Origin of the sequence: Kitasatospora sp. NPDC096147, from assembly GCF_044763225.1 — a bacterium.
Taxonomy (GTDB): Bacteria; Actinomycetota; Actinomycetes; order Streptomycetales; family Streptomycetaceae; genus Kitasatospora.
Map to the genome: position 1 here is coordinate 49,441 of NZ_JBIWFX010000010.1, position 23,377 is coordinate 72,817.

The window sequence follows — 23,377 nt, forward strand, 5'->3', positions numbered from 1 at the left end:
AGCTGGATCAGATTCGGCGAACCGGTGGCTCGTGCTGCTGTTCCCCCGCGCGCCCGTGCGGCACGGCCGCGGGCGTCCCGGCCCCGGACCCGTGGTGCTCCAGCGTCCGGTCGTACGTCAGGGCCAGGCGCTCCGCGATGGCCGCGATGTCGTAGTGGCGGACCGCGTCGGGGATCGGCAGGGGGGCACTGCGGCGGGACCAGAGCTCGCAGAGGGCGGTGGTGTACGCGGCGGCGGTCTGCGGGAGGCGGGCCGCCTCGGGGGCGGCGGACGCCGGGAGCTCGTCCAGCGCCGGGCAGGCGCTGTGCCGCACCGGGAGTCCGGCGGCCAGGCCCTCCAGGACGGTCAGGCCGAAGGTCTCCTCAGCCGACGGGGCGGCCAAGGCGTCGACGGCGGTGAGGAGTTCGGGCACGTCGCCGCGCTCCCCGGCCAGCACCACCCGCTCCCGCACCCCCAGCGCGGCGGCCTGCCGGAGCAGGGCCTCGCGCTCCGGCCCGGCGCCGACCAGCAGCAGCCAGGGCTCCCGCAGTGCGGGGTACTCGGCGGCCAGCCGGCTCAGCTCGGCGAGCACGGTGACCAGCAGGTCGAAGCGCTTGCCCGGCACCAGCCGCCCGACCGCGCCGACCACCCAGGAGGTCTGCGGCAGGCCGAGCTCGGCCCGCAGGTTCTGCCGCAGGGCGAGCCGGGAGGCGGTGGGCAGGGCGTACCGGGCGGCGTCGATGCCGTTCGGCAGCAGGGTGACCCGGTGGTCCGGGACGCCCCAGTCCGCGAGGGTGGCGGCGACCTGCCGGGAGACCGCGACGGTGGTGGTGCCGAGGCGTTCGGCGGCCAGGTAGAGGGACTTGACGCCCTGGGTGACCGGGCGGCCCTCGATCACGGTGGCGTGCAGCGAGTGCTCGGTGGCCAGCACCGGGCGGACCCCGGCCAGCCGGGCGGCGAGGCGGCCGTAGAGCATGGCCCGGTAGAGGTGGGTGTGCACCAGGTCGTACCCGCCGTGCCGGATCAGGCCGGTGAGGCGGGGCAGCACGCCGAGGTCGCGGTTGCCGCGCATCCGCAGGTCGTGCACGGTGACGCCGTCGGCGCGCAGCGCCTCGGCCACGCTGCCGGGGTTGGTGAGGGTGGCCACCTCGCACCGGTAGCGGGCCGGGAGGTGGCGGACCATCAGTTCCAGCTGGCGCTCCGCGCCGCCGGAGGCCAGGCCGGTGATCACGTGCAGCACCTTCACCGGGCGGCCCTCCGGGGGCGGCGCAGCCCGGTGACCACGTCGCGGAGCCGGTGCCGGCCGCGCTTGGCCCGCAGCCGCCACGCGCCGTCCCGGTCGCCGACGTAGCTCCGGGGCAGCGCGAAGCGGCCGGTGAGCCCGCTGTGTCCGATCGCGCAGGCGTAGTCGTACCCGGCGTCCCGGACGGCCAGGGTGGCCGCCAGGTCGACCGCGCCGTAGGGGTAGCAGAAGCCGGTGACCGGACCGCCGACCAGCTCCTCCAGGGCCCGGCGGCTCTCCCTGGTCTGGTCGGCCAGCACGTCGGCGGGCAGGCCGGGCAGGGCCCGGTGGCCGAGGCCGTGCGAACCGATCTCCCAACCGGCCCGGGCGAGTTCGGTCACCTGGTCGACGGTGAGCAGCTGCTTGCGCGGGCCCTCGATGTCCCAGCCGTTCTCGGTGCCGAGCAGGTCGGGCACCACGTAGGCGGTGGCGGTGAAGCCGTACTGGTGCAGCACCGGGACGGCGTGCCGGGCGAAGTCCGCGTAGCCGTCGTCGAAGGTCAGGCCGACCAGCCGGTCGGCCCGGCCGGCCGCGCGGGCCCGGAGCAGCTCGCCGACGCTGACACCGCGTCGGTTGGTGCGGTGCAGCCAGGCCATCTGGGCGGCGAACCGGCTCGGGCTGACGGTGAGCAGGTACGGGTCCTCCTCCTCGTCGGCCACCGAGTGGTACATCAGGATCCACGGGGCGGTCCGACCGATTCCGGCCGGGGGTTTCGGCCGGCCGGAGCGGGCCTGCGCCGGCAGGCGAAGGTGCTGAGCGGAGTCAACGTCCATGGGGCTTCCCTTCTGCGGGCGAAGGATGGAGGGCTTTGGTGACGGCCAGGAAGGGGCCCCGGACCTCGGGCGCCCGGAGCGCGAGGGCCAGGGCGGTGAAGACGCCGAGGACGGCCAGGCCGCCCAGCAGGGTGGCCAGCAGCGGATCGGCGACCAGGCCGTCGATCAGCCAGCCGACCGTGACGGCGCCCAGCGCGGCGGCCAGCAGGCGGGCCTGACCCGTGATCACCTTCGGTACCCGGATGGCGATCCCGCGCAGCAGCAGTCCGCGCATCAGCAGCGCGGCGGTGGTGGTGATGCCCGCCGCGTTCCCGGCCGCCAGGCCGAGGCCGCCGTACTGCGGGGTGGCCGCCAGGCCGACGCCGACGGTGACCAGCAGACCGAGCGCCATCGCACCGACCGGGTACCAGTCCAGCCTGGTCACCCGGAAGCTGGCCGGGTCCTCGTCCGCCCGGCGGACCACCGGCCGGACCGAGAAGTACGGACGGACCATCACCCCGATCAGCGCCTGGGCGGGCAGGCCGAAGCTGTAGACCCGGATCACGGCGGCGGTGGCGGCGGTGTCGTGGGCGGTGAACGCCCCGCGCTCGAACAGCAGGGCCACCACGGACGGGGCGCAGGCCATCATGAACGCGGTGCCCATCAGGACCAGGGCGGTGGCCTGGCCGATGTCCTTCTCCACCCTGTCCCGGGCCGCCCGCAGGTCACCGGCCGCCAGCGCCCTGGCCACCACCGGGAAGGTCACGGTGCAGATCAGGATGGCGGCGGTCATGGCGAGTTGGGAGACCTTGGCCGCGTAGTTCAGGTGCGAGATGGTGCCCGGGGGCAGGGCCGAACCGAGGTGGCGCTCGATGAAGACCTGGGCCTGCCGGGTCAGCGTGAAGCCCGCCACCGGCAGTATCGCCAGCGGGATCAGCACCAGTCCGGCCGTGCCCCGGCGGGACTTGCGGCGCTTGCCGGCGCGCAGCTTCTTCAGGAACGGGCCGACCAGCACCGCCGCCATCAGCACGCTGCCGGTGGCCACGCCGATCGCGGCGGACCGTACGCCCCAGACCCGGTGGCCGGTGAGCAGGACACCGAGGATGGCGAGGTTGTAGGCGACGTAGATGCCGGCCGGGGCGGTGAAGCTGTGGTGCGCCCGGAGCGCGGAGCCGAGGTAGCCGGCCGCGCCGAACGGCAGGATGGTCAGGGCGGTGATCCGGGTGCAGGTGACCGCGAGGTCCGGATCGGCCAGGCCGGGGGCCAGGAAGCCGACCAGGTGCGGTGCGCCGACCGCGACGACGGCCGACAGGCTGCACAGCGACAGCAGCAGCCAGGGCAGCGTGGCGCGGACCAACTGCCGTACCGGGTCCGGCCCGTGGGGGTTCTCCTCGCGGAGCACCAGGGCCAGGCTGAAGGCCGGGACCATCAGGAAGGCCATCGCGTCCTCGATCAGCAGCGGCGCGGCGGTCTCGGGGACGGTCCAGGCGACCAGGAAGGCGTCCGTGCCCTGGTTGGCGCCGAAGTAGCGGGCCAGCAGGAGGTCGCGGAGCAGGCCGAAGGCCGAGCCGGCGGCGGTGAGCAGCGCGGTGACCCCGAACGCCTTGGCCAGGAAGTCGCGCCGGGGCGGGGTGCTCTCGGTCCGGGGTGCGGGCAGCTCGGCGACGGCGAGTTGCTGATCGGTGCTCATGTGCGCGCCGCCTCGCCGGGGAAGGCCGCCTTGAGCGCCGCCCCGAGGATCACCGAGGTGAGCACGGTGGTGGTCCCGCCGATGTCGGCGTAGAGGAAGTCCACGACCACCCAGACCAGCAGTCCGAGTGCCGCCAGCCGGACCCCGCGGGGCACGCCCGCGGCGGGCCGGGCGACGGACGGAAGGACGCCTGCGGCGGGCTGCGGCGCGCGGCCTGACGGGGCGTCGGCCGCACCCGCGGCCGGCCCGGCGGTGGAACGGGCACCGGCGCCACCCGCCACCGGCGAGCCGCCTGCCGCGACCGCCACGGCACCGGCCCCGGCCCCGGGGTCACTCCCGGTCGAGCCGCCGCCGGGCCGCCGGCCACCGGGCGCCCGGCCGTCGGGGCCCGCGTTGCGCAGGCAGTTGACGAGCAGGGTGAGCAGGAGGGCGAGGTAGGCGAGGGCGCCGATCAGGCCCTGCTCGCTGAGGACCAGGAAGTACATGTTGTGCGGGGAGAGCAGCGGCTCGCGGGTGAAGCCGATCTGGGAGTCGGCGGCGTCGCTGCCGGAGGAGAGCCGGAGCGGGGCGTGGCTGTCGCGGAGCTGCTGGAAGGCCTTGGGGCCGGCGCCGGTGGTGGGGTGGTCCTGCCAGATCCGGACGGCGGTGCCCCAGAGGTCGTAGCGGTCGGTCACCGACTGGTCGGGGGCGGAGGAGACCGAACCGATGCTGGTGAGGCGCTCGGTGACACCGTCCCCGCCGAGCCCGAGGCCGCCGATCGCGACCACGCCGAGGGCCAGGGCGAGCACCGCGCCGCGCAGGGCGAGCCGGACGTCGGCCCGCACCAGCAGGACGGTCACGGCCACCGCGGTGGCGATCCAGCTGCCCCGGCTGAAGGAGACCGCGAGCGGGAAGAGCAGGAAGCCGGCCGCGCAGGCGCAGGCGATCCGCAGGCCCCGGCGCCCGCCGGGGCCGCGCTCGCCGAGGGCGAGCGCGAGGGCGGCGATCAGGCCGAAGCTGACCACGGTCGACATCGCCATGATGTCGAGGGCGCCGAAGGTGCCGATCGCCCGGATCGGCTGCCCGGTGTACGAGGCACCGGTGCCGGTGAGGAACTGCTTGGCGCCGACCACGCCCTGCACCAGGGCGGCCACCACCAGGGAGCCGAGCACGAGTTGCTGGTCGAGGCGGTCCCGCAGGGAGCAGAGCACGGCGGCCGGCACCAGGACGAACACCTGCACCAGCCGGACGAAGCCGGTGACGCTGGCGGCCGGGTCGATGGAGTGCACGGTGGCCACCCCGGCCGCCACCACCACGGCGCCGAACAGCACGGCGACGGTGCGGTCCAGGGCCGGGAGCCGGCCCCGCAGCAGCGCGAGGCCGGTCACCGCGACCAGCGCCAGCGAGGCGAGGTCGGCGGCCGTCACGTGCACGGCGGCGGTGACGTCCTTCTCGCCGGTCGGCATGCAGACCAGCAGCACGGTGGCGGCGGCCAGCAGGCTGGGCCGGCGCAGCCACCGGAGCTGACGCTCCGTCAAACCTGCCGGTAACGCCCGCTGGTGGGGCAGGGTCAGGGCCACCTGGTCGTCAGCTCCCGTCCGGATGCAGCATGAGGGCGGCGGTACGGAAGAGCGTCTTGACGTCGAGCCAGAGGCTCCAGCTCTCGATGTACCGGTTGTCGAAGCGGGCCCGGTCCTCGATGGAGGTGTCGCCGCGCAGGCCGTTGACCTGGGCGAGGCCGGTGAGGCCGACCGGGACGCGGTGGCGGTCGGCGTACTCGGGGTACGCCTGGCCGAACCGCATGACGAAGTACGGGCGTTCGGGGCGCGGGCCGACCAGGCTCATGTCGCCGCACAGCACGTTCCACAGCTGCGGCAGCTCGTCCAGCGAGCTCTTGCGCAGGAAGTGGCCGACCGGGCTCATCCGGTGGTCCTGGGAGATGTTCCAGTGGGTGGCCGACTCGTGCTCGTTCGCCGGGCGCAGGGTGCGGAACTTGAGGACGGTGAAGACCCGTCCGTCCAGGCCGGTGCGCTGCTGGCGGAAGAGCACGCCGGGGCCGGTGTCGAGCCGGACGGCGAGGGCGACGGCGGCCAGCAGCGGGGAGACCAGCAGCAGGCCGAAGCCGGCCGCGCCGATGTCCAGCAGGCGCTTGGCGATCCACCCGGGCCGCTGCATGGCGGGACGGCCGACCTGGAGGCAGGGGAAGCCCCAGATGTGGTCCTGGTCCTTGCCGCGGACCGCGCCGTACTCCCGCAGGGAGGGCACCAGCCATACCTCGCAGCCGAGTTGGGCGGCCTTGCGCAGGCTGGCGGCGGTCTCGGCGTCGCCCGTGGCGCCGTCGGTGGCGATCACGTGCCGGATCCGGTGGCGGCGGATCACCCGGCCGATCGCCTCCCGGCCGCCGAGCACCGGGAGCTTGCCGTCCTCGGCCAGCAGCACCGGGTCGGAGTCCAGGAAGCCGACCGGGCTGAGGCCGTAGTCGGGGTGCTCGGCCAACGCGGCGGCCACCTTCTGGCCGTGCTGGCCGGCGCCGAGCACCAGGGTCGGGCCGGGCCGCCGCCGGCGGCCCCGGCGGAGCATCCGGTAGACCAGCGCCCGGCCGGTCGCGGCGGTGAGCAGGAAGACCGTCAGCAGGGCGAGCAGCCGCAGCGGGGAGGCCGGGCTGTCCGGCCAGCCCTCCAGGCAGGCGGCCAGGGTGACGGCGAAGGCGGTGGCGACGGTGGCCCGGGCGGCCAGCGCGGGGAACTCGTCGAGGGCGGAGAGGGTGAGCCGGTTCCGGTAGAGGCCGCCGGCCAGGTTGAGCGCGAGCAGGAAGGGCAGCACGGCACCGGCCGCGTGCAGTGGGTCGGTCAGGGCGATCGCCACCGACAGGGCCAGACAGTCCGCGGTGACCAGGGCGGCCGGGCGGACGATCCGGAACCGGGCCCGGCGGCGGTACCGGCGGGCGATCGGCGGGGCGGACCGGGCGGTGGTCGCGCGGCGTGGGGCCCGCCGCTCCAGGAGCTCGGTGGCGGCCCGACGGGAGGGGGGCTGCACCGGCTGTCCCGGCCGTGGCACGCTCTCGTGGTCAATGGTCATCAGCGCACGAACTCCCCTGCTGTGTACCCGTCTTGACGGGACACCCGGACCCGGTTCGGACCGACGAGGTAATCCCGGCCGACGGGTGCGGTCCAGGTAGCGCCTGCTGCCACGGGCGGCTATTCGGGTATTTCCGAGTATGGTGCTCAGAAATGACAACGAAGCAGGCAAAATCAGACAATACCGAACGCCGGCGCGGTTCCCGGAAGCTGACTTGCCATTTCATTCCACCCGCCCATTAATAAGACTTTCGGATTTTGAATCCTCGGTCGCTCCGGTCGAGATGCGAACACGGCAGCACCCGCGCGGCGAGCATTCACGGTCTGAGAAACGATCAGAACCGCCCGGGGACACGGGTATCGGCACCCTCGGCGAGGCGGGCGGCGGGGATCCCCTCTCGAAGGAGCTTTCGATAGAGGTCCCCCACCTGCCGGACCACCCCTCGGACATCGTGATGATCGGACATTCGTTCCCGGGCGAGCAGGCCGAGCCGTTCGCATTCGATCCGATCGCTCAGCGCACGCACCACCAGCCGGGCCAGCGCGGCCGGGTCGTCCGGTGCCGCCAGCCCCTGCGCGAGCAGCTCCGGCGGCAGGCACTCCCGGGCCCCCGGCACCTCGGTCATCAGCACCGGGCGCGCGGTGGCCATCGCCTCCAGCGGGGCCAGCGCCATCCCCTCCCAGCGGGACGGCAGCACCACCAGATCGGCGGCGGCCAGCCAGGGGCGGGGGTCGGACACGTCACCCGCCATCCGGACCGAGCTCGGGTCGGGGAGCTCGCGGACGATGTCCGCCAGCGCGTTGGCGTCCGGCCCGCCACCGACCAGGGCCAGCCGGGCGTGCGGCAGCGCGGCACTGACGGTGGGCCAGGCGGCCAGCAGCACGTCCTGGCCCTTCTGCCGGCAGAGCCGGCCGACGCAGACCGCGAGCGGCGCGGCCGGGTCCAGCCCGAGCGACATCCGGGCCGCCCGGCGGGCGGCCGAGTCGGCGGGGGCGTGGTGGCGCAGGTCCACGCCGTTCGGCACCACCTGCCAACGGGCCGTCAGACCGGCCGCCTCACCGTCGGCCCGCTCCTGCTCACTGACGCAGAGCAGTGCGTGCGTCCAGCGGGCGGCCGCCAGCCGCTCCCAGCGCAGGCTGGCGGCGGCCACCGGACCGGTGACGGCGGCGAACGACCAGGCGTGCGGCTGGAAGACGGTCGGCACCGCGCCGCGCACCGCGAGCCGGCCGGCCAGACCGGCCTTGGCACTGTGCAGGTGCACCACGTCGGGGTTGCTGCCCCGGACGATCCGGCGCAGCCGCCACGCCTCCCCCACCGTCCCCGGCCCGGGCGACCGGCCCGCCTCCCAGTCCAGCACCAGCGCCCCGGCGGCAGCCGCCTCGGCAGCGAGGCGGCCCTCGGGCGGGCAGGCCAGCAGCACCCGGCAGCCTGCCTCGCGCTGACCTCGGACCAGGTCCACCACGACGCGGGCGACGCCGCCGTCGACGGGCTGGGAGACGTGAAGGATAGTCATCGGCACGGCGGCGAGCCTAGGTTCGCGGCCCGGCCGGCCCCGGGCTCCGTCACCCGTACCAGTGACCACAACCACTCGTACGGGGCCCCGCCGGGGCCGTCTGCGGCCGGAGCCGTAACGGTCGCGGCGGCAGGACAAGCGCCCGGCGGCGCCAGGAACCGCGCGAATCGGAAGACCACCCACCGTCAGACAGCGCCGGTCCCACCGCTCCCCCGCGCACCCCGCCCCACCGACCGCCTGTGCGACGTTGGCCAACGCGGCAGCCCGCCCGGCAGGCGCCTGCGGCGGGCACGGGACGGGCCGGAGCCAAGGTCGGGGCGGCACGACAAGCGCCCAGGGGCGCGAGGAACCGCGCGAACCGGAAGGCCACCCACCCCCAACCGACCCACCGTCAGACAGCGCCGGTCCCACCGCTCCCCCGCGCACGGTTCCTCGCTCCCCTGAGCGCTCTGCCCTACCGGCCCCTGTGCCCAGACCTCCGGCGTCGGGATGCGTTGGCCGACGCCAGAGGCTGCCGAGCGGGGCCGCAGGCCCACCGGCGCCGGGCTGGGCACGACGGGCCGGTGGGCGGGGCGAACCGACGGAGTGCCGGCCGGGTCCGACGGGGGTGCGGGCCGGCCGGGGGCGGGTCAGGCGGTCTCGGTGGCCAGCTTCACCAGGATCTGGTCGTGGATCCGGTTCAGGCCCTTGGGTGCGAAGGTGCGCTCGAAGAAGCCGCCGATGCCGGTGGCCCCGGTCCAGGCCGCCCGGACGGTGACCTTGCTCCCGGTGCCCTCGGGGGTGACCGTCCAGGTGATCACCATCGAGGAGTTGGCGTCGGTCTCCACCAGGGTGTGGCCGCCCGGCTCGGTGACGGTGAACAGGCAGTCCCGGACCCGCTTCTCGGTGGCCTGGAGCTTCCAGTGCACCTGGGTGCCGGCCCCGCGCCCGCCCGCCCGCACCTCGTACTCGCTGTACTGCTCGGGCAGCAGCTTCGGCCGGATCACCGCGTAGTCGGCGAGCGCCTCGAACACCCGCTCCGGAGCCGCCCCGGGGAGGACCCGCTCGGTGGTGGCCTGCACCTGTCCCATCTTCGTACTCTCCTCTAGCCGTTCCCTCGCACAGCAGCGGTACCGCCGCCGACCCAAGCCAATCACAGCGGCCACCGGGATAGGCTGGCCGGTGTGCTGACCGAGGTGACCGCTCTCCGCTACCTGGACCCGCTGCGCGCCGGAGGCTCCGTCCCCGGCATCGTGGAGACCGACGACCTCGGCACCTACGTGGTGAAGTTCACCGGCGCGGCCCAGGGCCACAAGGCGCTGGTGGCCGAGGTGGTCGTCGGCGAGCTGGCCCGCCGGCTCGGCCTGCGGGTGCCCGAGCTGGTGCTGGTGGACTTCGACCCGGCGGTGGCCGCGCACGAGCCGGACCAGGAGATCCAGGACATCCTGCGGGCCAGCGCCGGGCGCAACCTCGGCATGGACTTCCTGCCCGGCGCCCGGGACTTCACCGACGGCCTGCTGACGGTCGATCCGCTGGAGGCCGGCCGGATCGTCTGGCTGGACGCGTTGACCGCCAACGTGGACCGCAGCTACCGCAACCCCAACCTGATGGTCTGGCACGGCAAGCTCTGGCTGATCGACAACGGCGCCGGGCTGGTCTTCCACCACCGCTGGTCCGGCGCGGCGGCCTCGCTGCTCAAGCGCTACGACCTCAGCGAGCACGCGCTCGGCCGGTACGCACCGGACCTGCGGGCGGCGGACGCCGCGCTGGCCCCGCTGGTCACCCCCGAGCTGCTGCGCGAGGTGGTCGCCCTGGTGCCGGAGGAGTGGCTGGCGGGCGAGCCGGGCTTCGACTCCACCGAGGCCCTGCGCGAGGCGTACGTCTCCCAACTGGCCGCCCGGGCGGCCGGGTCGGCGGCCTGGCTGCCGGCCGACTTCCCCACCCCGGAGCAGCTGGAGCGCACCGCCGCGAGCCGGGCCGCCGCCACCCGGGCGGGCCGTCCGGCCTGGCTCCAGGAGGTCCCCGACCTGAGCGGCAAGCCGCAGACCCGCTGATCCCGCAGGGCCGCCCCGGCACGCCCGACAAGCCCCCGAAGATCACCGGACACTCCGTCAACTTCCGTCACCGACAGGTCATTTCAAGCCGGTCACCATTCCTCGAATCCATGTGCGGAAGCGGCCGTCCGGGTCCATACTCATCGCCATGCCACCCACTCCGATCGGGGATTCCGGGCCGGCCGATCCCCCACCGCAGCCCGCCGATACCGACGCCGGCACCGTCCTCGTCCCGCCCCCTCCGGCACCGCCCCGCTTCCGGCCCCGGGAGCTCGCGAACGCCCTGCTCGCCGCCCTGGTCCTGGCCTGCGTCGCACTCGGCGTCTGGCGGGCCGTCGCACTCGGCGCGGACGGACTGGCGGCCGGCACCTTCATCCTGGCCGCCGCCGCGCTGCTCTCCAGCGGGGTGATCTCCTTCAACCGCTGGCAGCTGCGCCCGGCCTACGCGGTGGTCGCCCTGCTGGTGGCCGCCGCGCTGACCGCCTCCGTCGGCCGCTGGGGCCAGCACTACTTCGCCAACCAGCCGGTGGACGTGACCAGTCAGATCGACTGGCCGGCCGATCCGGCCACCGCCACCATCACCGCGACGGCCCGGCTGGCCGTACCGAAGAACCTCGACAGCCTGGACATCAGCGTGGTGCTGGTGGACCTGCGCCCCACCGTCGGGGACTGCGGCGACTCCACCTTCAAGGTGCTCCGGCTCGGTGACGTCCGGCCCGCCGAGTACCGGGCCGGTCCCGGTGAGCGGGCCAGGGCCCGGAGCGGGGACACCGTCACGGTGCGGATCCCGCCCAGGGTGAAGCAGGTGGACCTGGTCCTGACCGTCGACCCGGCCCCCAGCTGTGAGATGACCGCCTACATCCAGCTCGCCAGGTTCCACAACTCCGAGAAGTGACGGGGGTCCTGTTGCGGAGAATCCTGCGCGTCGGCGTCGTGCTCGTGGTCCTGCTGCTGCCGGCCTGCACCCGGGGCGGCGGGACGGTGCCGACCCACTCCCCCACGCCGACGGGGGACTCGCCGAGTCCGAGCGCCACCACCCTGCCGCCGGGGGCGCCGGTCATCGTCGGGTTCAAGAACGACCAGCCCAACCTCAGCCAGCTGCTCGACAGCGAGAGCCGGCCGACCGGCTTCGAGCCGGACCTCGCGCAGACCGTGCTGGCCGAGGCCCTGGGCTTCAAGCTGACCCCGTCCCCGGTCTCCACCCGGACCTGGGCGGACCAGCTGAGGAACGGTCAGGTCCGGGTGGTGGTCTCGGCGATCTCCTACACTTCGGCGCGCAACAAGGAGTTCCTGTTCGCCGGCCCGTACCTGCAGACCCGGCTGGGCATCATGGTCGCCAAGGACAGCCCGCTGAGCGACCGGGAGATCGCCGAGCTCAAGGGCCTGAAGGTCTGCTACATCCGCGCCACCACCGCCGAACCGGCCGTCGAGCAGCTGGTCAAGAACAACCCGGCGGTGATCCCGGTGCCGCAGGACACCGCCACCCGCTGCCTGGAGGACATCCGGTCCAACCCGGACGAGGTCTTCGTCTCGGACGGCATCATCCTGCGCGGCCAGAGCACCGCCACGCCGGGCAAGGACCTGTACCGCTTCGTGGAGCACGACATCGGCTCCGCCCCGCAGAAGTACGCCATCGCCCTGCGCTCCGACGACGGCGAGCTCTGCCTGCGGATCGCCAACGCACTGGACCGCTACCTGGGATCGCCGCAGTGGTTCGCCAACTTCAACTCCTGGTTCGGCCCGGCCGGCGGGGACCGGGCGCTGCTGGAGCAGCTCTACAAACCGCCGGCGGTCGAGCGCAAGTGGTGCGCCCCGCCCAGCAGCCAGGGCTGATCCGGAACGGAAGGGCCCGGGGCCGCACCGCCGTCGCGGTGCGGCCCCGGGTCACCGAGGTCCGGGGGCGGGTCAGCCTCCGTCGATGAACCGCTGGGCCTCGGTCCAGACAGCGCGGGCGACCTGGCGTCCCACCCGGGTGCCGGCCTCGTGGTCGAACTCCCAGTGGACGCCGCCGTAGAGGCGGGAGAGGCCGACCTCGTCGGCGGCCGCGCTCAGGGTCGGCCAGTACAGCCGCACGTCGGCGGCGGGGTGGCCGGGGTCGAACTTCGAGGTGCCGGCCTTGACGACCGCCGAGCCGCCGAAGGCGTCGCTGCGGGTGTAGAGCCGGAGCAGCTCGGCGCCGGTGGCGGTGAAGCCGGTGTGGCCCGAGACGTACGCCGGGAAGGCCGGGGTGGGCAGGTAGGTCCGGTACCGCTCGCCGTCGAAGGTCTGCGTGCCCTGGCCCGGGCCGGCCCAGCCCCGCACCTGCTGCCCGGACCTCTCGTACCGGATCAGGGTGATCGGACGGGCGTAGTCGAAGCTCCGCTTGGCGTCCCAGATCACCACGCCCGCGTCGGCCTCGGCCAGGCCGAGCGCGAAGTGCATCTTCACGTCCTCGGCCAGCGAGTGCCGGTCCCGGTGCGAGAGGTACCGGGCCCACTCCAGGGTGATGCCGCCGGAGGTCTCGGCCGGGTACATCCAGTACTCGGCGATGGCCTTCTGACGGTCGGTCAGACCGGCGCTGCGCTCCAGCTGGCGGTCGATCGCCGCGTCCGAGGCGGGGGTGCCGGGGGCGGGCGGCGGCGCGGGCAGGAAGGACTTCGGGTCCTTCAGCACGAACGGCCGGACCTCCGGGAACTGCGGGGTGATGAACGCCTGGGTGACGCCGTTCTGCACCAGCGGCGCCCAGCGCTCCGGGTGGATCAGGGCCGCCCGGTCGAAGTGCTCCTGGTCCTGCGGCGGGTTGGCCGGGACGTAGGTGCCGGGGGCCGCCGCGTACGGCGGGGTGCCCAGCTGGTTGGAGCCGTCGGCGTGCCGGTCCCGGAGCACCGCGCCGCAGGAGGCGCCGGCCACGGCGGCCGGGGTGCCGGCCTGCCGGGCCTGCTCGACGGTGGCGTCCGGGCGGGCGGCGGCCGGGTCGTGGCCGAGGTCGCGCAGCTTCTGGTCGAAGGTGGCGCGCTGGGCCGGGAGCAGGTCGGAGAGCGCCTGGTGGGCCGCGTAGTTGACGGCCTCCCGCTGGGCGGCGGCGGTGCGCTGCCACCACGGGCGGCGGAGCCGGTCGCCGAGCTGGGTGGCCTTCGCGCGGTGGTCGTAGGCGGCCCAGGCGTCGAAGACGCAGGCGTTCAGGATGCCGATCGCCCGGGGGCCGACGGGGGGCGGGGTGTTCTTGCCGGAGGCCGCGGTGGCGGCCCGCAGCGAGTCGAGCAGCTGGGTGTTCCACTGGAGGACGGCGTTGTCCCCCGGCCGGGGGGCGGCCAGGTCGCTCCGGGCCTCCGCCGGGCCGCCGGTCGCCACGGTGAGGACGGCCGCGCTGAGCGCGACGGCCGTGACCAGGGCGGGTAACCGGCGGCGGGCGGTGGTTCGGACGGTGCGGGTGGGGTTCACGTTCCTTCTCTCCATGGGCCTGGGCGTGGACCCGCCCTGACCGGCCGTCAGCCGGGCAGGGCGGGGACCGAGTGCGCCGGGGTGCTCACTCGGGCCAGTCGGACTTGAGGATGACCTCGACGAAGTCGGGGCGGACGAAGTCGGCGTCGTAGTGCGCCAGCACGTCGGCCTTGATGTTGCCGAAGGTGGTCTCGGGACGGGGGGCGATGCCCTCGTTGAAGGCGGCCAGGATCTGCTGCTTGAAGTCCGGCCGGGGGTGGGCGGCGGTGACCGCCGCCCGGATCTCGTCGGAGACGTCGTGGTAGCCGATGCCGAGCACGTCCAGCTCGACGCCGGCGGTGACCAGTGCCACCTCGGGGGCCATGTGGGTGGGGATCTCCGGGGTGGTGTGCAGGGCGATGCCCTCCCACACCAGCCGGGCGCTCTCCGGCGGCACACCGTGCGAGAGCAGGAAGGCCCGGGCCTCGTCGGCGCCGTCGATCTCGAACCGGCGGCCCGAGCCGCGGTACGGCTCGGAGAGCCCGAGGTCGTGGAAGAGCGCACCCACGTAGAGCAGCTCGCGGTCGACGGTCAGGCCCCGGCGCTCGCCCTGGAGCGCGCCCCAGAGGAAGACCCGGCGGGAGTGGTGGAACACCAGGTCGGTGGTGGCCTCGCGGATCAGCTCGGTCGCCTCCTTGGCGATCCTGCTGTCGGGGATCTCGATGCCGGCGATCTGTTCGGTCATCAGGTGGCTCCTTGCGTGCGGTCGGGAGGGTCGGACGGAGGCTCAGCGGGTGGTGCGGCCTACCACCAGTAGCTCGGGTACCGCGCGGTCCGGCCACTGCGCCCGGCGACGATGCCGACCAGCACCAGCACCACGGTGGCCAGCGCCAGCAGGGCGAGGAAGGTCACCGGGTGGGGCCGGGTGAGCACCACGATCACGGCGGTCGCGGCGGCCGGCGAGTGCGGCGTGCGGGCCAGCATCATGGCGCCCAGCGCCAGACCGCCGGCCACCCCGGCCGCCCACATCGAGCTGCCGCCCACGGCCAGCACCAGGAAGCCGACCAGGGCGGAGATCAGCTGGCCGCCGATCACGCTGCGGGGCTGGGAGAGCGGCAGTGCGGGAGCGCCGAAGACCAGCGCGGCGCTGGCCGCCAGCGGCGGGATGAGCACGGTCTGGTGCAGGCCGACGCCGATCGCGACCAGGGCCACCAGGGCCGCGACCGAGCCGGCCGTGCCGACGGTGACCGCGGAGAGGGCGGGCCGGGCCGGTGCCTTGCTCGCCAGCCGGCTCGGTGTGACGGGTGCGGCGGGCGCCGCCACCGGCGGGGCGGAGAGGTTGGTCATGACGGGCTCCATCGGGATCGTCGCGGACGCTGCTGCTGCCTGAGTCTCTGCTAATGCTTTTTCGGCATGCTACACATTAGCTGGAGGCGCGGGCATCTCACGTCCCGGAGACCGGAACCGGACCGGACGACGTCGGGACGGTTCGAACGGGACCGGCGGAAAGGCATGATGGGGACCATGAGCAGCACGACGCGGCAGCGCAGCAGCACTCCGACGGCGGTCGACCGGCTGCCGCTGACCGGCGAGCCGCTCGCTCTCGACCTGGTGAACACCACCTACGTGCACGGTGGCACCCGGGGCAGCCTGGTGGACGCCCTGACCGGACCGGCCGACCTGGACGACTGGCTGCGGGCCTGCCTGCCCCGGCTCGGCGCACGGCTGCGCCCCGAGCTGGCCCGGCTGCTGGACCGGCAGCCCGCCGACTCCGACCACCTGGCCCGGCTGCTGGAGCTGCGCGCGGCGCTGCGCGAGCTCTCGGCCGCCCGGGTGTCCGAGGCCGCACCGCCGCCGGCCGCCCTGGACACGGTGAACCGCACCGCCCGACTGGCCGCCGGATGGCTGGAGTTCGCCCCCGGCGGCACCGGGACGGCGCCCCGGTGGACCGAGCCGGACCTGCGACTGGTCGCGCTCGGCGAGATCGCCGCCGCCGGCGTCGAGCTGCTCACCGGACCGGCCGCCGAGCAGCTCCGGGCCTGCCGGGCACCGGGCTGCATCCTCTACTTCGTCCGCAGCCACGCCCGCCGGGAGTGGTGCACCACCGCCTGCGGGAACCGGGTACGGGTCGCCCGGCACAGCAAGCGGCTGCGCGAGCCGGCCGCCCCTACCCCCTGACGCCTCTGACGCCCATGGCGCTCTCTCCTCCGGTCCGTTGGTTCCTTCACCAACGACACTAGGGAGCCGTCCCGGGGTGCGGCCAGGACGGCGCCCGCTCTCCGTCAGCTGTGAGCAACGAACGGGGCATTACCGGGAGGTAGGCGTTTCGACACGGCGTCAGGCCGGGTACGCGGTGCGGCGGTCGGGCCGGTCCGCGCTCAGTACCGGCCGACGGTGGCCGCGATGACCTCCTCCGGGGCCCGGTCGGCGAACATCCCGGCCTCCGCCTGACGGACCGCCAGCACCGCCGCGTGCAGCTGGGCGCCGAGCGCCTCCCGGAGCACCACCGAGACCTCGAAGGCGTCCGCCGCCTCGTCCAGCCCGGCCGGCAGCCGCTCCACGGTGCCGAGCTCGGCCGGATCGCCGCTCACCTCGCCGGGCAGCGGCTTGCCCGCGTCCAGCCCGTCCAGCCCCGCCGCGATCACCCCGCCGACCAGCAGGTAGGGGTTGGCGGTGGCGTCGAAGCACTTCACCTCGGCGTTGGCCTGCCGGGCGGTGGAGCCGGTGATCAGCCGCAGCGCGGCCTCCCGGTTCTCCAGGCCCCAGCAGCGGTACGGGCCGGACCAGCGGGACGGGCGCAGCCGCAGGTAGCTGGCGGCGCTCGGGGCGCCCAGCGCCAGCAGGGCCGGCAGGTGGTCCAGCACCCCGGCCAGGAAGTGCTCGGCGGCGGGGTGCAGCCCGTACGGGCCACCGCCGCCGGCGCCGAGGTTGCGGCCGTCCCGCCAGAGGCTGAGGTGCAGGTGGCCGCCGTTGCCCACGCCCTCCGGGGAGAGCGCGGGGGCGAAGCTCACCCGCAGGCCGTGCCGGGCCGAGACGGCCCGGACGGTGTGCCGCACCAGCACGGTGGTGTCGGCGGTGCCGAGCGGTCCGTCCGGGGCGACCGAGACCTCGAACTGGCCCGGCGCGTACTCGGGGTGGAGCTGGAGCACCGTCAACTCCTGCTCGCCGAGCGCCCGGAGCAGGTCGCGCAGGTAGTCGGAGAAGTCGGCGAAGCGGTGCATCCCGTACGCGGGGGCGGTGGTGGCCGGGGCACCGGTGGGGTCGGTGACCACCCACTCCACCTCGATGCCGGTGCTCAGGGTCAGACCGCGCCGGGCGGCGGCGTCCACCATCCGGGCCGCGAACCGGCGCTGGCAGCCGGGGTGCGGGGTGCCGTCCTGCGCGTACCGGTCGGCGGGGGCCCAGGCCCAGCCGGGCTGGGCGGCCAGCGGCACCAGGCGGTCCAGGTCCGGCACCAGCCGCAGGTCGCCGTCCGGCCCCCGGGTGAAGGGGCTGGAGGTGACCGAGTCGTCCAGCAGGAAGACGTCGAAGCACGGCGCCGCGCCCACGCCCCACTCGGCGGCGTGCTCCAACTGCCCGACCGGGAAGGTCTTCACCCGGCCGATCCCGGAGTTGTCCACCCAGCTGACGGCCACCCCGTCCACGCCCTGGGCGGTCAGCCGGGAGGCGACGAGACGGGCCCGGGCGGCGCGCTCGGCGCGCGAGGGTGCGCTGTTCATGGCGCCCATGCTGCCCGCGCCCGGGCCCGCCGCCCGGCCGGTGTCACTCCTCCGGCGGTGCGGTGCCACTCCATCGGGTAGCGGCTCCGTCACAGTGGCCGGGCCCTGTCAAGGAGTGCGGCAGCAGACGTGACGCAGCACACACTCCTGGCCGAAATATCCGGGGACAGCCTCCCCGTTTGACGCTATGTTCAGAACATCCGGGGAATCCGTCCCCGGTAACGGGGGCACGGAGAGGAGCCGGACCGATGACCGTCACCGCCACCAGGGCGAGTGCACCACGACTGCGGGCCGACGCCTCCCGCAACCGGGAGCGGATCATCACCGCGGCCCGCGAGGCGCTCGTGGAGCTGGGACCCGACGTCCCGCTCGACGAGATCGCCCGCCGGGCCGGGGTGGGGAACGCGACCGTCTACCGGAACTTCGCCGACCGGCGCGAGCTGGTCCACCACGTCGCCTGCTCGGTGATGCGCCGCGTCTCCGAGCACGCCCGGGCCGCGATGGCCGAGGAGGCGGACGCCTTCGACGCCGTGGTGCGCTTCACCATGGCCAGCGCGGAGGAGCAGATCAGCGCGCTCTGCCCGCTGGTCAGCGAGCACGCCGATCCGGAGCATCCCGAACTGGCCGAGGCCGGCCAGGAGTTGATGACCCTGGTGACCGAGGTGATCACCCGGGCCCAGCGGGCCGGGGTGTTCCGCACCGATGTCGGTGTCGGCGACTACCTTGTCGCGGTGACCCAGTTGACCAGGCCGCTGCCCGGCACCGGCTGCCTCACGGCGGGGGGCTGGTCCCGCCGCCACCTGATGCTCCTGCTGGACGGCATGCGGGCCCCGGCCCGCTCCGAACTGCCCGGCCGTCCGGCGGCCCTGGAGGACCTCAAGCGCCCGTAGCACCGACGTTCCACCGGAAACCCGCGCCCGGCCAGAGCCCGAGCGCGTCCCGTGACTTCGTCCCAGTCCCAGCACACCGCTCGTCTTTCGCACGCTCTCGCACCTAAGTGGGTAACCCCTTGTCCGGTACCAACACGGCGCCCGACCCGCGCCGCTGGCAAGCCCTGGCCTTCATCGGCCTGGCACAGCTGATGGTGGTCCTCGACGCCACCGTCGTGAACATCGCCCTGCCCTGGGCCCAGGCCGACCTCGGCATCTCCGACGGCAACCGCTCGTGGGTGATCACCGCCTACGCGCTGGCCTTCGGCTCGCTGCTGCTCTTCGGCGGCCGGGTCGCCGACCTCTGGGGCCGCCGCCGCACCTTCATCGTCGGCCTGGTCGGCTTCGCGCTGGCCTCCGCGCTCGGCGGCGCCGCCGTCAACACCGGCATGCTGCTCGGCGCCCGCGCCCTGCAGGGCGTGTTCGGCGCGCTGCTCGCGCCGGCCGCGCTCTCGCTGCTCGCGGTGATGTTCACCTCCGGCCAGGAGCGCGCCAAGGCCTTCGGCATCTACGGCGCCATCGCCGGTGGTGGCGGCGCGATCGGCCTGATCCTCGGCGGTCTGCTCACCGAGCACCTGAACTGGCGCTGGACCTTCTACGTCAACATCCCGTTCGCCCTGGTCGCGATAGCCGGCGCGGTGCTGGTGATCAGCGAGCCGGCCGGGAGCCGCAACCGCAACAAGCTCGACGTCCCCGGCGTGCTGCTGGTCACCAGCGGCCTGGTCGCCCTGGTCTACGGCTTCACCACGGCCGAGAAGGACGGCTGGAGCGCTGGCCTGACGATCGGTCTGTTCATCGCCGCCGCCGTGCTGCTGGCCGCCTTCGTGGTGGTGGAGAGCAAGGTCTCCGCCCCGCTGCTGCCGCTGCGCGTGGTCACCGAGCGGAACCGGGGCGGCGTCTACGCCGCGCTGGGCGTCGCGGTGATCGGCATGTTCGGCCTGTTCCTCTTCCTGACCTACTACCTGCAGGTCGTGCTGAAGTACACCCCGGTCACCACCGGCCTGGCCTTCCTGCCGATGGTGGCGGGCATGATCATCGGCTCCACCCAGATCGGTGCCCGGCTGATGACCAAGGTGCCGCCGCGCCTGCTGATGGTGCCCGGCTTCCTGACCGCCTCGGTCGGCCTGCTGATCCTCACCCAGATCGACGTGGACACCAAGTACGCCACCCTGATCCTCCCCGGCCTGGTGCTGATGGGCCTCGGCATGGGCACCTCGTTCATGCCGGCCATGAGCCTGGCCACCCACGGCGTCGAGCCGCGGGACGCGGGCGTGGCCTCGGCCATGGTCAACACCTCCCAGCAGGTCGGCGGCGCCATCGGCACCGCGCTGCTGAGCACCATCGCGGCCAGCTCCACCACCGCCTGGCTGAAGGACAACGTCGCCCAGGCCGCCTCCGGCCCCGAGCTGTACAAGCTCGGCGGCATGGTGCACGGCTTCCAGACCGCCATCTGGTGGTCCTTCGGGATCATGGTGCTGGCCGCCGCGATCGCCGGCGTGCTGATCAACACGGGCAAGCCCGAGGCCCCGGCCCCCGGCTCCGCCCAGGAGGACGCCGTCCCGGTGCTGGTGCACTGACCCGACGCGCCCCGTCCGGCCCCGCCTCCCTCCGGGAGGCGGGGCCTTCGCGTTTCCCCCGCCCGCACCCTTCCTACCTCGGGGTAACTTCGCTACAGTGACCGCACGCACCACCGCCGGGCTTCGGGAGCCGCACCGGCGGGGCCGCGTCCGCCCGTGCCATCGCACCTCGCGCGGACCCGGCAACGGGACCTTCACCTGGGTCGCCATCTTCTCAGTGCGCCTGAGCACCACGGCAGTTCACCGTCAGAGCCGGAGCGGACCGGCCTGCCCGCGTGACGCCGCAACCGTCATCTCCCGCCACCGCGCCGCCACACCCTCCTCCCCCGCCCAGCCCTCCGGGGCCGCCGCTCGACGACGAGCCGTGCGCCGGGCCGGGGAGGGCGGCGCGGCTCCCATGACAAGGAGTCAGGACAATGGAGCGTCCCTTCCCCACCGTCGCCGTGGTCGGCCTCGGCACCATGGGTGCCGGCATCGCCGTCGCGGTCGCCCGCAGTGGCCGGCGGGTGATCGGCATCGAGGCCGGCCCGGCCGAGGCCGCCGCCGCGCTGGCCCGGATCGAGCAGGCCACCGCCGCCGCCGTCCGCCGGGAGCGGCTGACCGAGGAGCAGCGCACCGCGCTGCTCTCGCTGGTCTCGGTCGGCGACCAGCTGGACGCCGCCGCCACCGCCGACCTGGTGATCGAGGAGGTCCCGGAGCAGCTGGAGCTCAAGCGCGAGCTGTTCGCCGAGCTGGACCGGATCTGCCCGCCGGAGACGGTGCTGGCCACCGGCACCACCGCGCTCTCGGTGACCCGGATCGCCGCCGCCACCAGCCGCCCGGAGCGGGTGCTCGGCCTGCACTTCTTCAACCCGGTGCACACCATGAAGCTGGTCGAGGTGGTCCGCACCGTGCTGACGGCGCCTCAGGTCGCCGAGGACGCCGCCGAGTTCGCCCGCGACCTGGGCAAGGAGCCGGTGGCGGCCGGGGACCGGGCCGGCTTCGTGGTGAACGGCCTGCTGTTCGCCTACCTCAACCAGGCCGCCGCGATGTACGAGTCCAGGTACGCCACCCGGGAGGACATCGACGCCGCCATGCGGCTGGGCTGCGGCCTGCCGATGGGCCCGCTGGCGCTGCTCGACCTGATCGGCGTGGACACCGCGCGCACCGTGCTGGAGGCGATGTACGAGCAGTCCAGGGACCGGCTGCACGCCCCCGCCCCGATCCTCGGCCAGCTGGTCGCGGCCGGGCTGCTGGGCCGCAAGACCGGGCGCGGCTTCTACACCTACCAGGCCCCCGGCTCCTCCCGGGTGGTGCCCGAGGCCGGCGCCGCCGCCGTCGAGCGCCCGGCCGGGCGCGAGGTGCGCACGGTCGGCGTCTGCGGCTCCGGCACGATGGCCACCGGCATCGCCGAGGTGTTCGCCAAGGCCGGGTACGCGGTGGTGCTGACCGCCCGCAGCCAGGCCAAGGCGGACGCCGCCAAGGCGCAGCTGGCCGGCTCGCTGGAGCGCTCGGTCAAGCGCGGCCGGCTGACCGAGGAGCAGCGGGACGCCGCGCTGGCCCTGGTCACCCCGGCCGGCTCGTACCAGGAGCTGGCCGAGGCCGATCTGGTGGTGGAGGCGGTGGCCGAGGACCTGGCGGTCAAGCGCGAGCTGTTCGCCACCCTGGACAAGATCTGCCGGCCGGGCGCGGTGCTGGCCACCACCACCTCCTCCCTGCCGGTGATCAGCTGCGCGAGCGCCACCTCCCGGCCGCAGGACGTGATCGGGATGCACTTCTTCAACCCGGCCCCGGCGATGAAGCTGGTCGAGGTGGTCTCCACCGTGCTGACCGCGCCCGACGTCACCGCCACCGTGCTGGAGCTGTGCGCGAGCGTGAGCAAGCACCCGGTGGAGTGCGGCGACCGGGCCGGCTTCATCGTCAACGCGCTGCTCTTCCCGTACCTCAACGACGCCGTCCGGATGCTCCAGGAGCACTACGCCACGGTGGACGACATCGACACCGCGATGAAGCTCGGCTGCGGCTACCCGATGGGTCCGTTCGAGCTGCTGGACGTGGTCGGCCTGGACGTCTCGCTGACCATCGAGAAGGTGCTGCACCAGGAGTTCCGGGAGCCCGGCCTGGCCGCCGCCCCGCTGCTGGAGCACCTGGTGGCGGCCGGCTGCCTGGGCCGCAAGACCGGTCGCGGCTTCCGCGACCACCTCCGCCGGTGACGGGCCGTCAACCGGCCGCCGGGGCACCGCTCCCCGAGGGCCGGCCGGCCGCCCCGGTGCGCGCCGTCCGGCCCGCCTGGGGCCCCGGCGCCACCGGCGGACGCTGGCCGCGTCCGGCGGTGGCCGGCCAGGTGCCGCCGCTGCGGCGGCCGAAGCCGGCGGGCGGACCACCCGGTACGTGTAGCGTTCCGGGCATGGACCGGGAACAGTCATCCGAAACGTCAGCCCCGGAGCGGCCGGAGGGCGGCCGGACGGCCCCCGAGAGCGGGGCCGGCAGCCGCCGGGCCGCCGCCCAGCGCCTGCAGATGCGCCAGGACCTGGCGACCGCCGCGATGGACCTGTTCTCCTCCCAGGGCTACGAGGAGACCACCGTCGACCAGATCGCCGCCGCCGCCGGCGTGGCCCGGCGGACCTTCTTCCGGTACTTCCGGTCCAAGGAGGAGGCGATCTTCCCGGACCACGACGACACCCTGGTCCGGGTGGCCGACCTGCTGGCCAGTGCGGAGGCCGAGGAGCACCCGCTGGACGTGGTCTGCCGGGGCATCAAGGAGGTGCTCCGGATGTACGCCTCCACCCCGGGCGTCTCGGTGGCCCGGTACCAGCTGATCCGTCAGGTCCCGGCGCTGCGCGAGCGGGAGATCGCGGTGGTCTCCCGGTACGAGCGGCTGTTCACCCGCTACCTGCTGGGCCGCTTCGACGCGGCCGAGGAGATCCCGCCGGGCTGGCAGCGCGGCGGGGACGACGACTCGATGCTGGCCGAGGTCTCGGCGGCGGCCGTGGTGGCGGCCCACAACCACGTGCTCCGGCGCTGGCTGCGGGCCGGCGGCTCGGGGGACGTGGAGGCCCAGCTGGACCACTCCTTCGACGTCATCCGGGGCACCTTCTGGGCCACCGCGCCGAACGGCACGAGGCGGCGCGGCACGGGTGTGGCACCCGGTGCCACTGTGACACCGTCCTCGTCCTTCGACGTCATCACGGCGGGTGCACTCGGTGCCGCACCAGGGGGCGGCGGAGGTGAGGTGCTCATCACAGTCACCCGGACCGACGCCCCGCTGGAGCAGGTGGTGGACCGGATCAAGGCAGCCCTCAGCGCTCCCGCATCCTGACGTCACCGCAGGTCAGAGCAGTACCGAAGGCTCGTCCCGGGATCCCGGGACGGGCCTTCGCCGTGCCCGCCGACGGGCGCCGGCGAACGTGTGCTGGTTCACTCGAACTGGTGGCACGCGGTGTCTTTACGAGTGGCACAGGGTGCCAC

19 protein-coding genes are annotated in these 23,377 nt (G+C 74.3%); 8 read left to right on the top strand and 11 right to left on the bottom strand.

Going from position 1 to position 23,377, the window contains the following annotated elements; genetic code table 11:
* Positions 1-7: 7 nt before the first annotated feature.
* The 7 genes from ACIRBX_RS27365 to ACIRBX_RS27395 all read right to left on the bottom strand — a co-directional run bounded on the left by ACIRBX_RS27365 (position 8) and on the right by ACIRBX_RS27395 (position 9,343).
* The gene (locus ACIRBX_RS27365; protein WP_402300476.1) at positions 8-1,225 is read right to left on the bottom strand and encodes a glycosyltransferase; all 1,218 of its coding nucleotides are present in this window, start codon (positions 1,223-1,225) and stop codon (positions 8-10) included.
* The gene (locus ACIRBX_RS27370) at positions 1,222-2,034 is read right to left on the bottom strand and encodes a polysaccharide deacetylase family protein (protein WP_402300478.1); all 813 of its coding nucleotides are present in this window, start codon (positions 2,032-2,034) and stop codon (positions 1,222-1,224) included. Before ACIRBX_RS27370 ends, ACIRBX_RS27365 begins: the two co-directional genes overlap by 4 nt.
* A complete protein-coding gene (locus ACIRBX_RS27375; protein ID WP_402300481.1) occupies positions 2,024-3,703 on the bottom strand; it encodes a lipid II flippase MurJ in 1,680 nt (559 codons plus the stop codon). The genes ACIRBX_RS27370 and ACIRBX_RS27375 overlap by 11 nt, the downstream gene beginning before the upstream one ends.
* A complete protein-coding gene (locus ACIRBX_RS27380; RefSeq protein WP_402300484.1) occupies positions 3,700-5,220 on the bottom strand; it encodes an O-antigen ligase family protein in 1,521 nt (506 codons plus the stop codon). Before ACIRBX_RS27380 ends, ACIRBX_RS27375 begins: the two co-directional genes overlap by 4 nt.
* Positions 5,221-5,269: 49 nt before the next feature.
* Entirely contained in the window at positions 5,270-6,760 is a 1,491-nt protein-coding gene (locus ACIRBX_RS27385) for a sugar transferase (protein ID WP_402300487.1), read from the bottom strand.
* Between the two features lie 334 nt (positions 6,761-7,094).
* Complete coding sequence (locus ACIRBX_RS27390; protein ID WP_402300490.1) at positions 7,095-8,273, bottom strand: glycosyltransferase; 1,179 nt, start codon at positions 8,271-8,273, stop codon at positions 7,095-7,097.
* 629 nt (positions 8,274-8,902) lie between these two features.
* Positions 8,903-9,343, bottom strand: coding sequence for an SRPBCC family protein (locus ACIRBX_RS27395; protein WP_402300492.1), 441 nt, complete (start codon positions 9,341-9,343; stop codon positions 8,903-8,905).
* A 93-nt stretch (positions 9,344-9,436) separates the two neighbouring features.
* Here ACIRBX_RS27395 and ACIRBX_RS27400 point away from each other — a divergent pair, with 93 nt between their 5' ends.
* The 3 genes from ACIRBX_RS27400 to ACIRBX_RS27410 all read left to right on the top strand — a co-directional run bounded on the left by ACIRBX_RS27400 (position 9,437) and on the right by ACIRBX_RS27410 (position 12,139).
* On the top strand, positions 9,437-10,306 hold the full coding sequence (locus ACIRBX_RS27400) for a HipA family kinase (RefSeq protein ID WP_402300494.1): 870 nt from the start codon (positions 9,437-9,439) through the stop codon (positions 10,304-10,306).
* 148 nt (positions 10,307-10,454) lie between these two features.
* On the top strand, positions 10,455-11,201 hold the full coding sequence (locus tag ACIRBX_RS27405; protein WP_402300496.1) for a hypothetical protein: 747 nt from the start codon (positions 10,455-10,457) through the stop codon (positions 11,199-11,201).
* Positions 11,202-11,212: 11 nt separating this feature from the next.
* Entirely contained in the window at positions 11,213-12,139 is a 927-nt protein-coding gene (locus ACIRBX_RS27410) for a transporter substrate-binding domain-containing protein (protein WP_402300498.1), read from the top strand.
* 72 nt (positions 12,140-12,211) lie between these two features.
* Here the strand turns inward: ACIRBX_RS27410 and ACIRBX_RS27415 are convergent, their stop codons facing one another.
* The 3 genes from ACIRBX_RS27415 to ACIRBX_RS27425 form a co-directional block, all read right to left on the bottom strand.
* Positions 12,212-13,726: a vanadium-dependent haloperoxidase gene (locus ACIRBX_RS27415; protein WP_402300499.1), complete on the bottom strand. Its 1,515-nt coding sequence runs from the start codon at positions 13,724-13,726 to the stop codon at positions 12,212-12,214.
* A gap of 85 nt (positions 13,727-13,811) precedes the next feature.
* Positions 13,812-14,450 (bottom strand): HD domain-containing protein, encoded by a 639-nt coding sequence (locus tag ACIRBX_RS27420; RefSeq protein ID WP_402300500.1) that lies wholly within the window; start codon positions 14,448-14,450, stop codon positions 13,812-13,814.
* 59 nt (positions 14,451-14,509) lie between these two features.
* Positions 14,510-15,052, bottom strand: coding sequence for an HPP family protein (locus ACIRBX_RS27425; protein WP_402300502.1), 543 nt, complete (start codon positions 15,050-15,052; stop codon positions 14,510-14,512).
* Between the two features lie 177 nt (positions 15,053-15,229).
* Here ACIRBX_RS27425 and ACIRBX_RS27430 point away from each other — a divergent pair, with 177 nt between their 5' ends.
* Positions 15,230-15,883, top strand: coding sequence for a CGNR zinc finger domain-containing protein (locus ACIRBX_RS27430; RefSeq protein WP_402300503.1), 654 nt, complete (start codon positions 15,230-15,232; stop codon positions 15,881-15,883).
* A 200-nt stretch (positions 15,884-16,083) separates the two neighbouring features.
* Here ACIRBX_RS27430 and ACIRBX_RS27435 read toward each other — a convergent pair whose 3' ends face one another.
* Complete coding sequence (locus ACIRBX_RS27435) at positions 16,084-17,424, bottom strand: glutamine synthetase (protein ID WP_402300505.1); 1,341 nt, start codon at positions 17,422-17,424, stop codon at positions 16,084-16,086.
* 248 nt (positions 17,425-17,672) lie between these two features.
* Here ACIRBX_RS27435 and ACIRBX_RS27440 point away from each other — a divergent pair, with 248 nt between their 5' ends.
* From ACIRBX_RS27440 to ACIRBX_RS27455, 4 genes are all read left to right on the top strand, one after another.
* Positions 17,673-18,314, top strand: coding sequence for a TetR/AcrR family transcriptional regulator (locus ACIRBX_RS27440; RefSeq protein WP_402300507.1), 642 nt, complete (start codon positions 17,673-17,675; stop codon positions 18,312-18,314).
* A 119-nt stretch (positions 18,315-18,433) separates the two neighbouring features.
* Complete coding sequence (locus ACIRBX_RS27445; protein WP_402300509.1) at positions 18,434-19,930, top strand: MFS transporter; 1,497 nt, start codon at positions 18,434-18,436, stop codon at positions 19,928-19,930.
* A 416-nt stretch (positions 19,931-20,346) separates the two neighbouring features.
* Positions 20,347-22,122: a 3-hydroxyacyl-CoA dehydrogenase family protein gene (locus ACIRBX_RS27450; RefSeq protein ID WP_402300510.1), complete on the top strand. Its 1,776-nt coding sequence runs from the start codon at positions 20,347-20,349 to the stop codon at positions 22,120-22,122.
* Positions 22,123-22,316: 194 nt separating this feature from the next.
* Positions 22,317-23,228 carry a TetR family transcriptional regulator gene (locus ACIRBX_RS27455; protein WP_402300511.1) on the top strand — a complete coding sequence of 304 codons (912 nt, stop codon included), beginning with the start codon at positions 22,317-22,319 and terminating at the stop codon, positions 23,226-23,228.
* Positions 23,229-23,377 lie beyond the last annotated feature (149 nt).

What these genes read in the sequence shown, in the direction of transcription:
- ACIRBX_RS27370 (WP_402300478.1), bottom strand. Translation starts at nt 2,034, where the DNA reads ATGGACGTTGACTCCGCTCAGCACCTTCGCCTGCCGGCGCAGGCCCGC.
- ACIRBX_RS27375 (WP_402300481.1), bottom strand. Translation starts at nt 3,703, where the DNA reads ATGAGCACCGATCAGCAACTCGCCGTCGCCGAGCTGCCCGCACCCCGG.
- ACIRBX_RS27385 (WP_402300487.1), bottom strand. Translation starts at nt 6,760, where the DNA reads ATGACCATTGACCACGAGAGCGTGCCACGGCCGGGACAGCCGGTGCAG.
- ACIRBX_RS27390 (WP_402300490.1), bottom strand. Translation starts at nt 8,273, where the DNA reads ATGACTATCCTTCACGTCTCCCAGCCCGTCGACGGCGGCGTCGCCCGC.
- ACIRBX_RS27395 (WP_402300492.1), bottom strand. Translation starts at nt 9,343, where the DNA reads ATGGGACAGGTGCAGGCCACCACCGAGCGGGTCCTCCCCGGGGCGGCT.
- ACIRBX_RS27405 (WP_402300496.1), top strand. Translation starts at nt 10,455, where the DNA reads ATGCCACCCACTCCGATCGGGGATTCCGGGCCGGCCGATCCCCCACCG.
- ACIRBX_RS27420 (WP_402300500.1), bottom strand. Translation starts at nt 14,450, where the DNA reads ATGACCGAACAGATCGCCGGCATCGAGATCCCCGACAGCAGGATCGCC.
- ACIRBX_RS27425 (WP_402300502.1), bottom strand. Translation starts at nt 15,052, where the DNA reads ATGACCAACCTCTCCGCCCCGCCGGTGGCGGCGCCCGCCGCACCCGTC.
- ACIRBX_RS27430 (WP_402300503.1), top strand. Translation starts at nt 15,230, where the DNA reads ATGAGCAGCACGACGCGGCAGCGCAGCAGCACTCCGACGGCGGTCGAC.
- ACIRBX_RS27435 (WP_402300505.1), bottom strand. Translation starts at nt 17,424, where the DNA reads ATGAACAGCGCACCCTCGCGCGCCGAGCGCGCCGCCCGGGCCCGTCTC.
- ACIRBX_RS27440 (WP_402300507.1), top strand. Translation starts at nt 17,673, where the DNA reads ATGACCGTCACCGCCACCAGGGCGAGTGCACCACGACTGCGGGCCGAC.
- ACIRBX_RS27450 (WP_402300510.1), top strand. Translation starts at nt 20,347, where the DNA reads ATGGAGCGTCCCTTCCCCACCGTCGCCGTGGTCGGCCTCGGCACCATG.
- ACIRBX_RS27455 (WP_402300511.1), top strand. Translation starts at nt 22,317, where the DNA reads ATGGACCGGGAACAGTCATCCGAAACGTCAGCCCCGGAGCGGCCGGAG.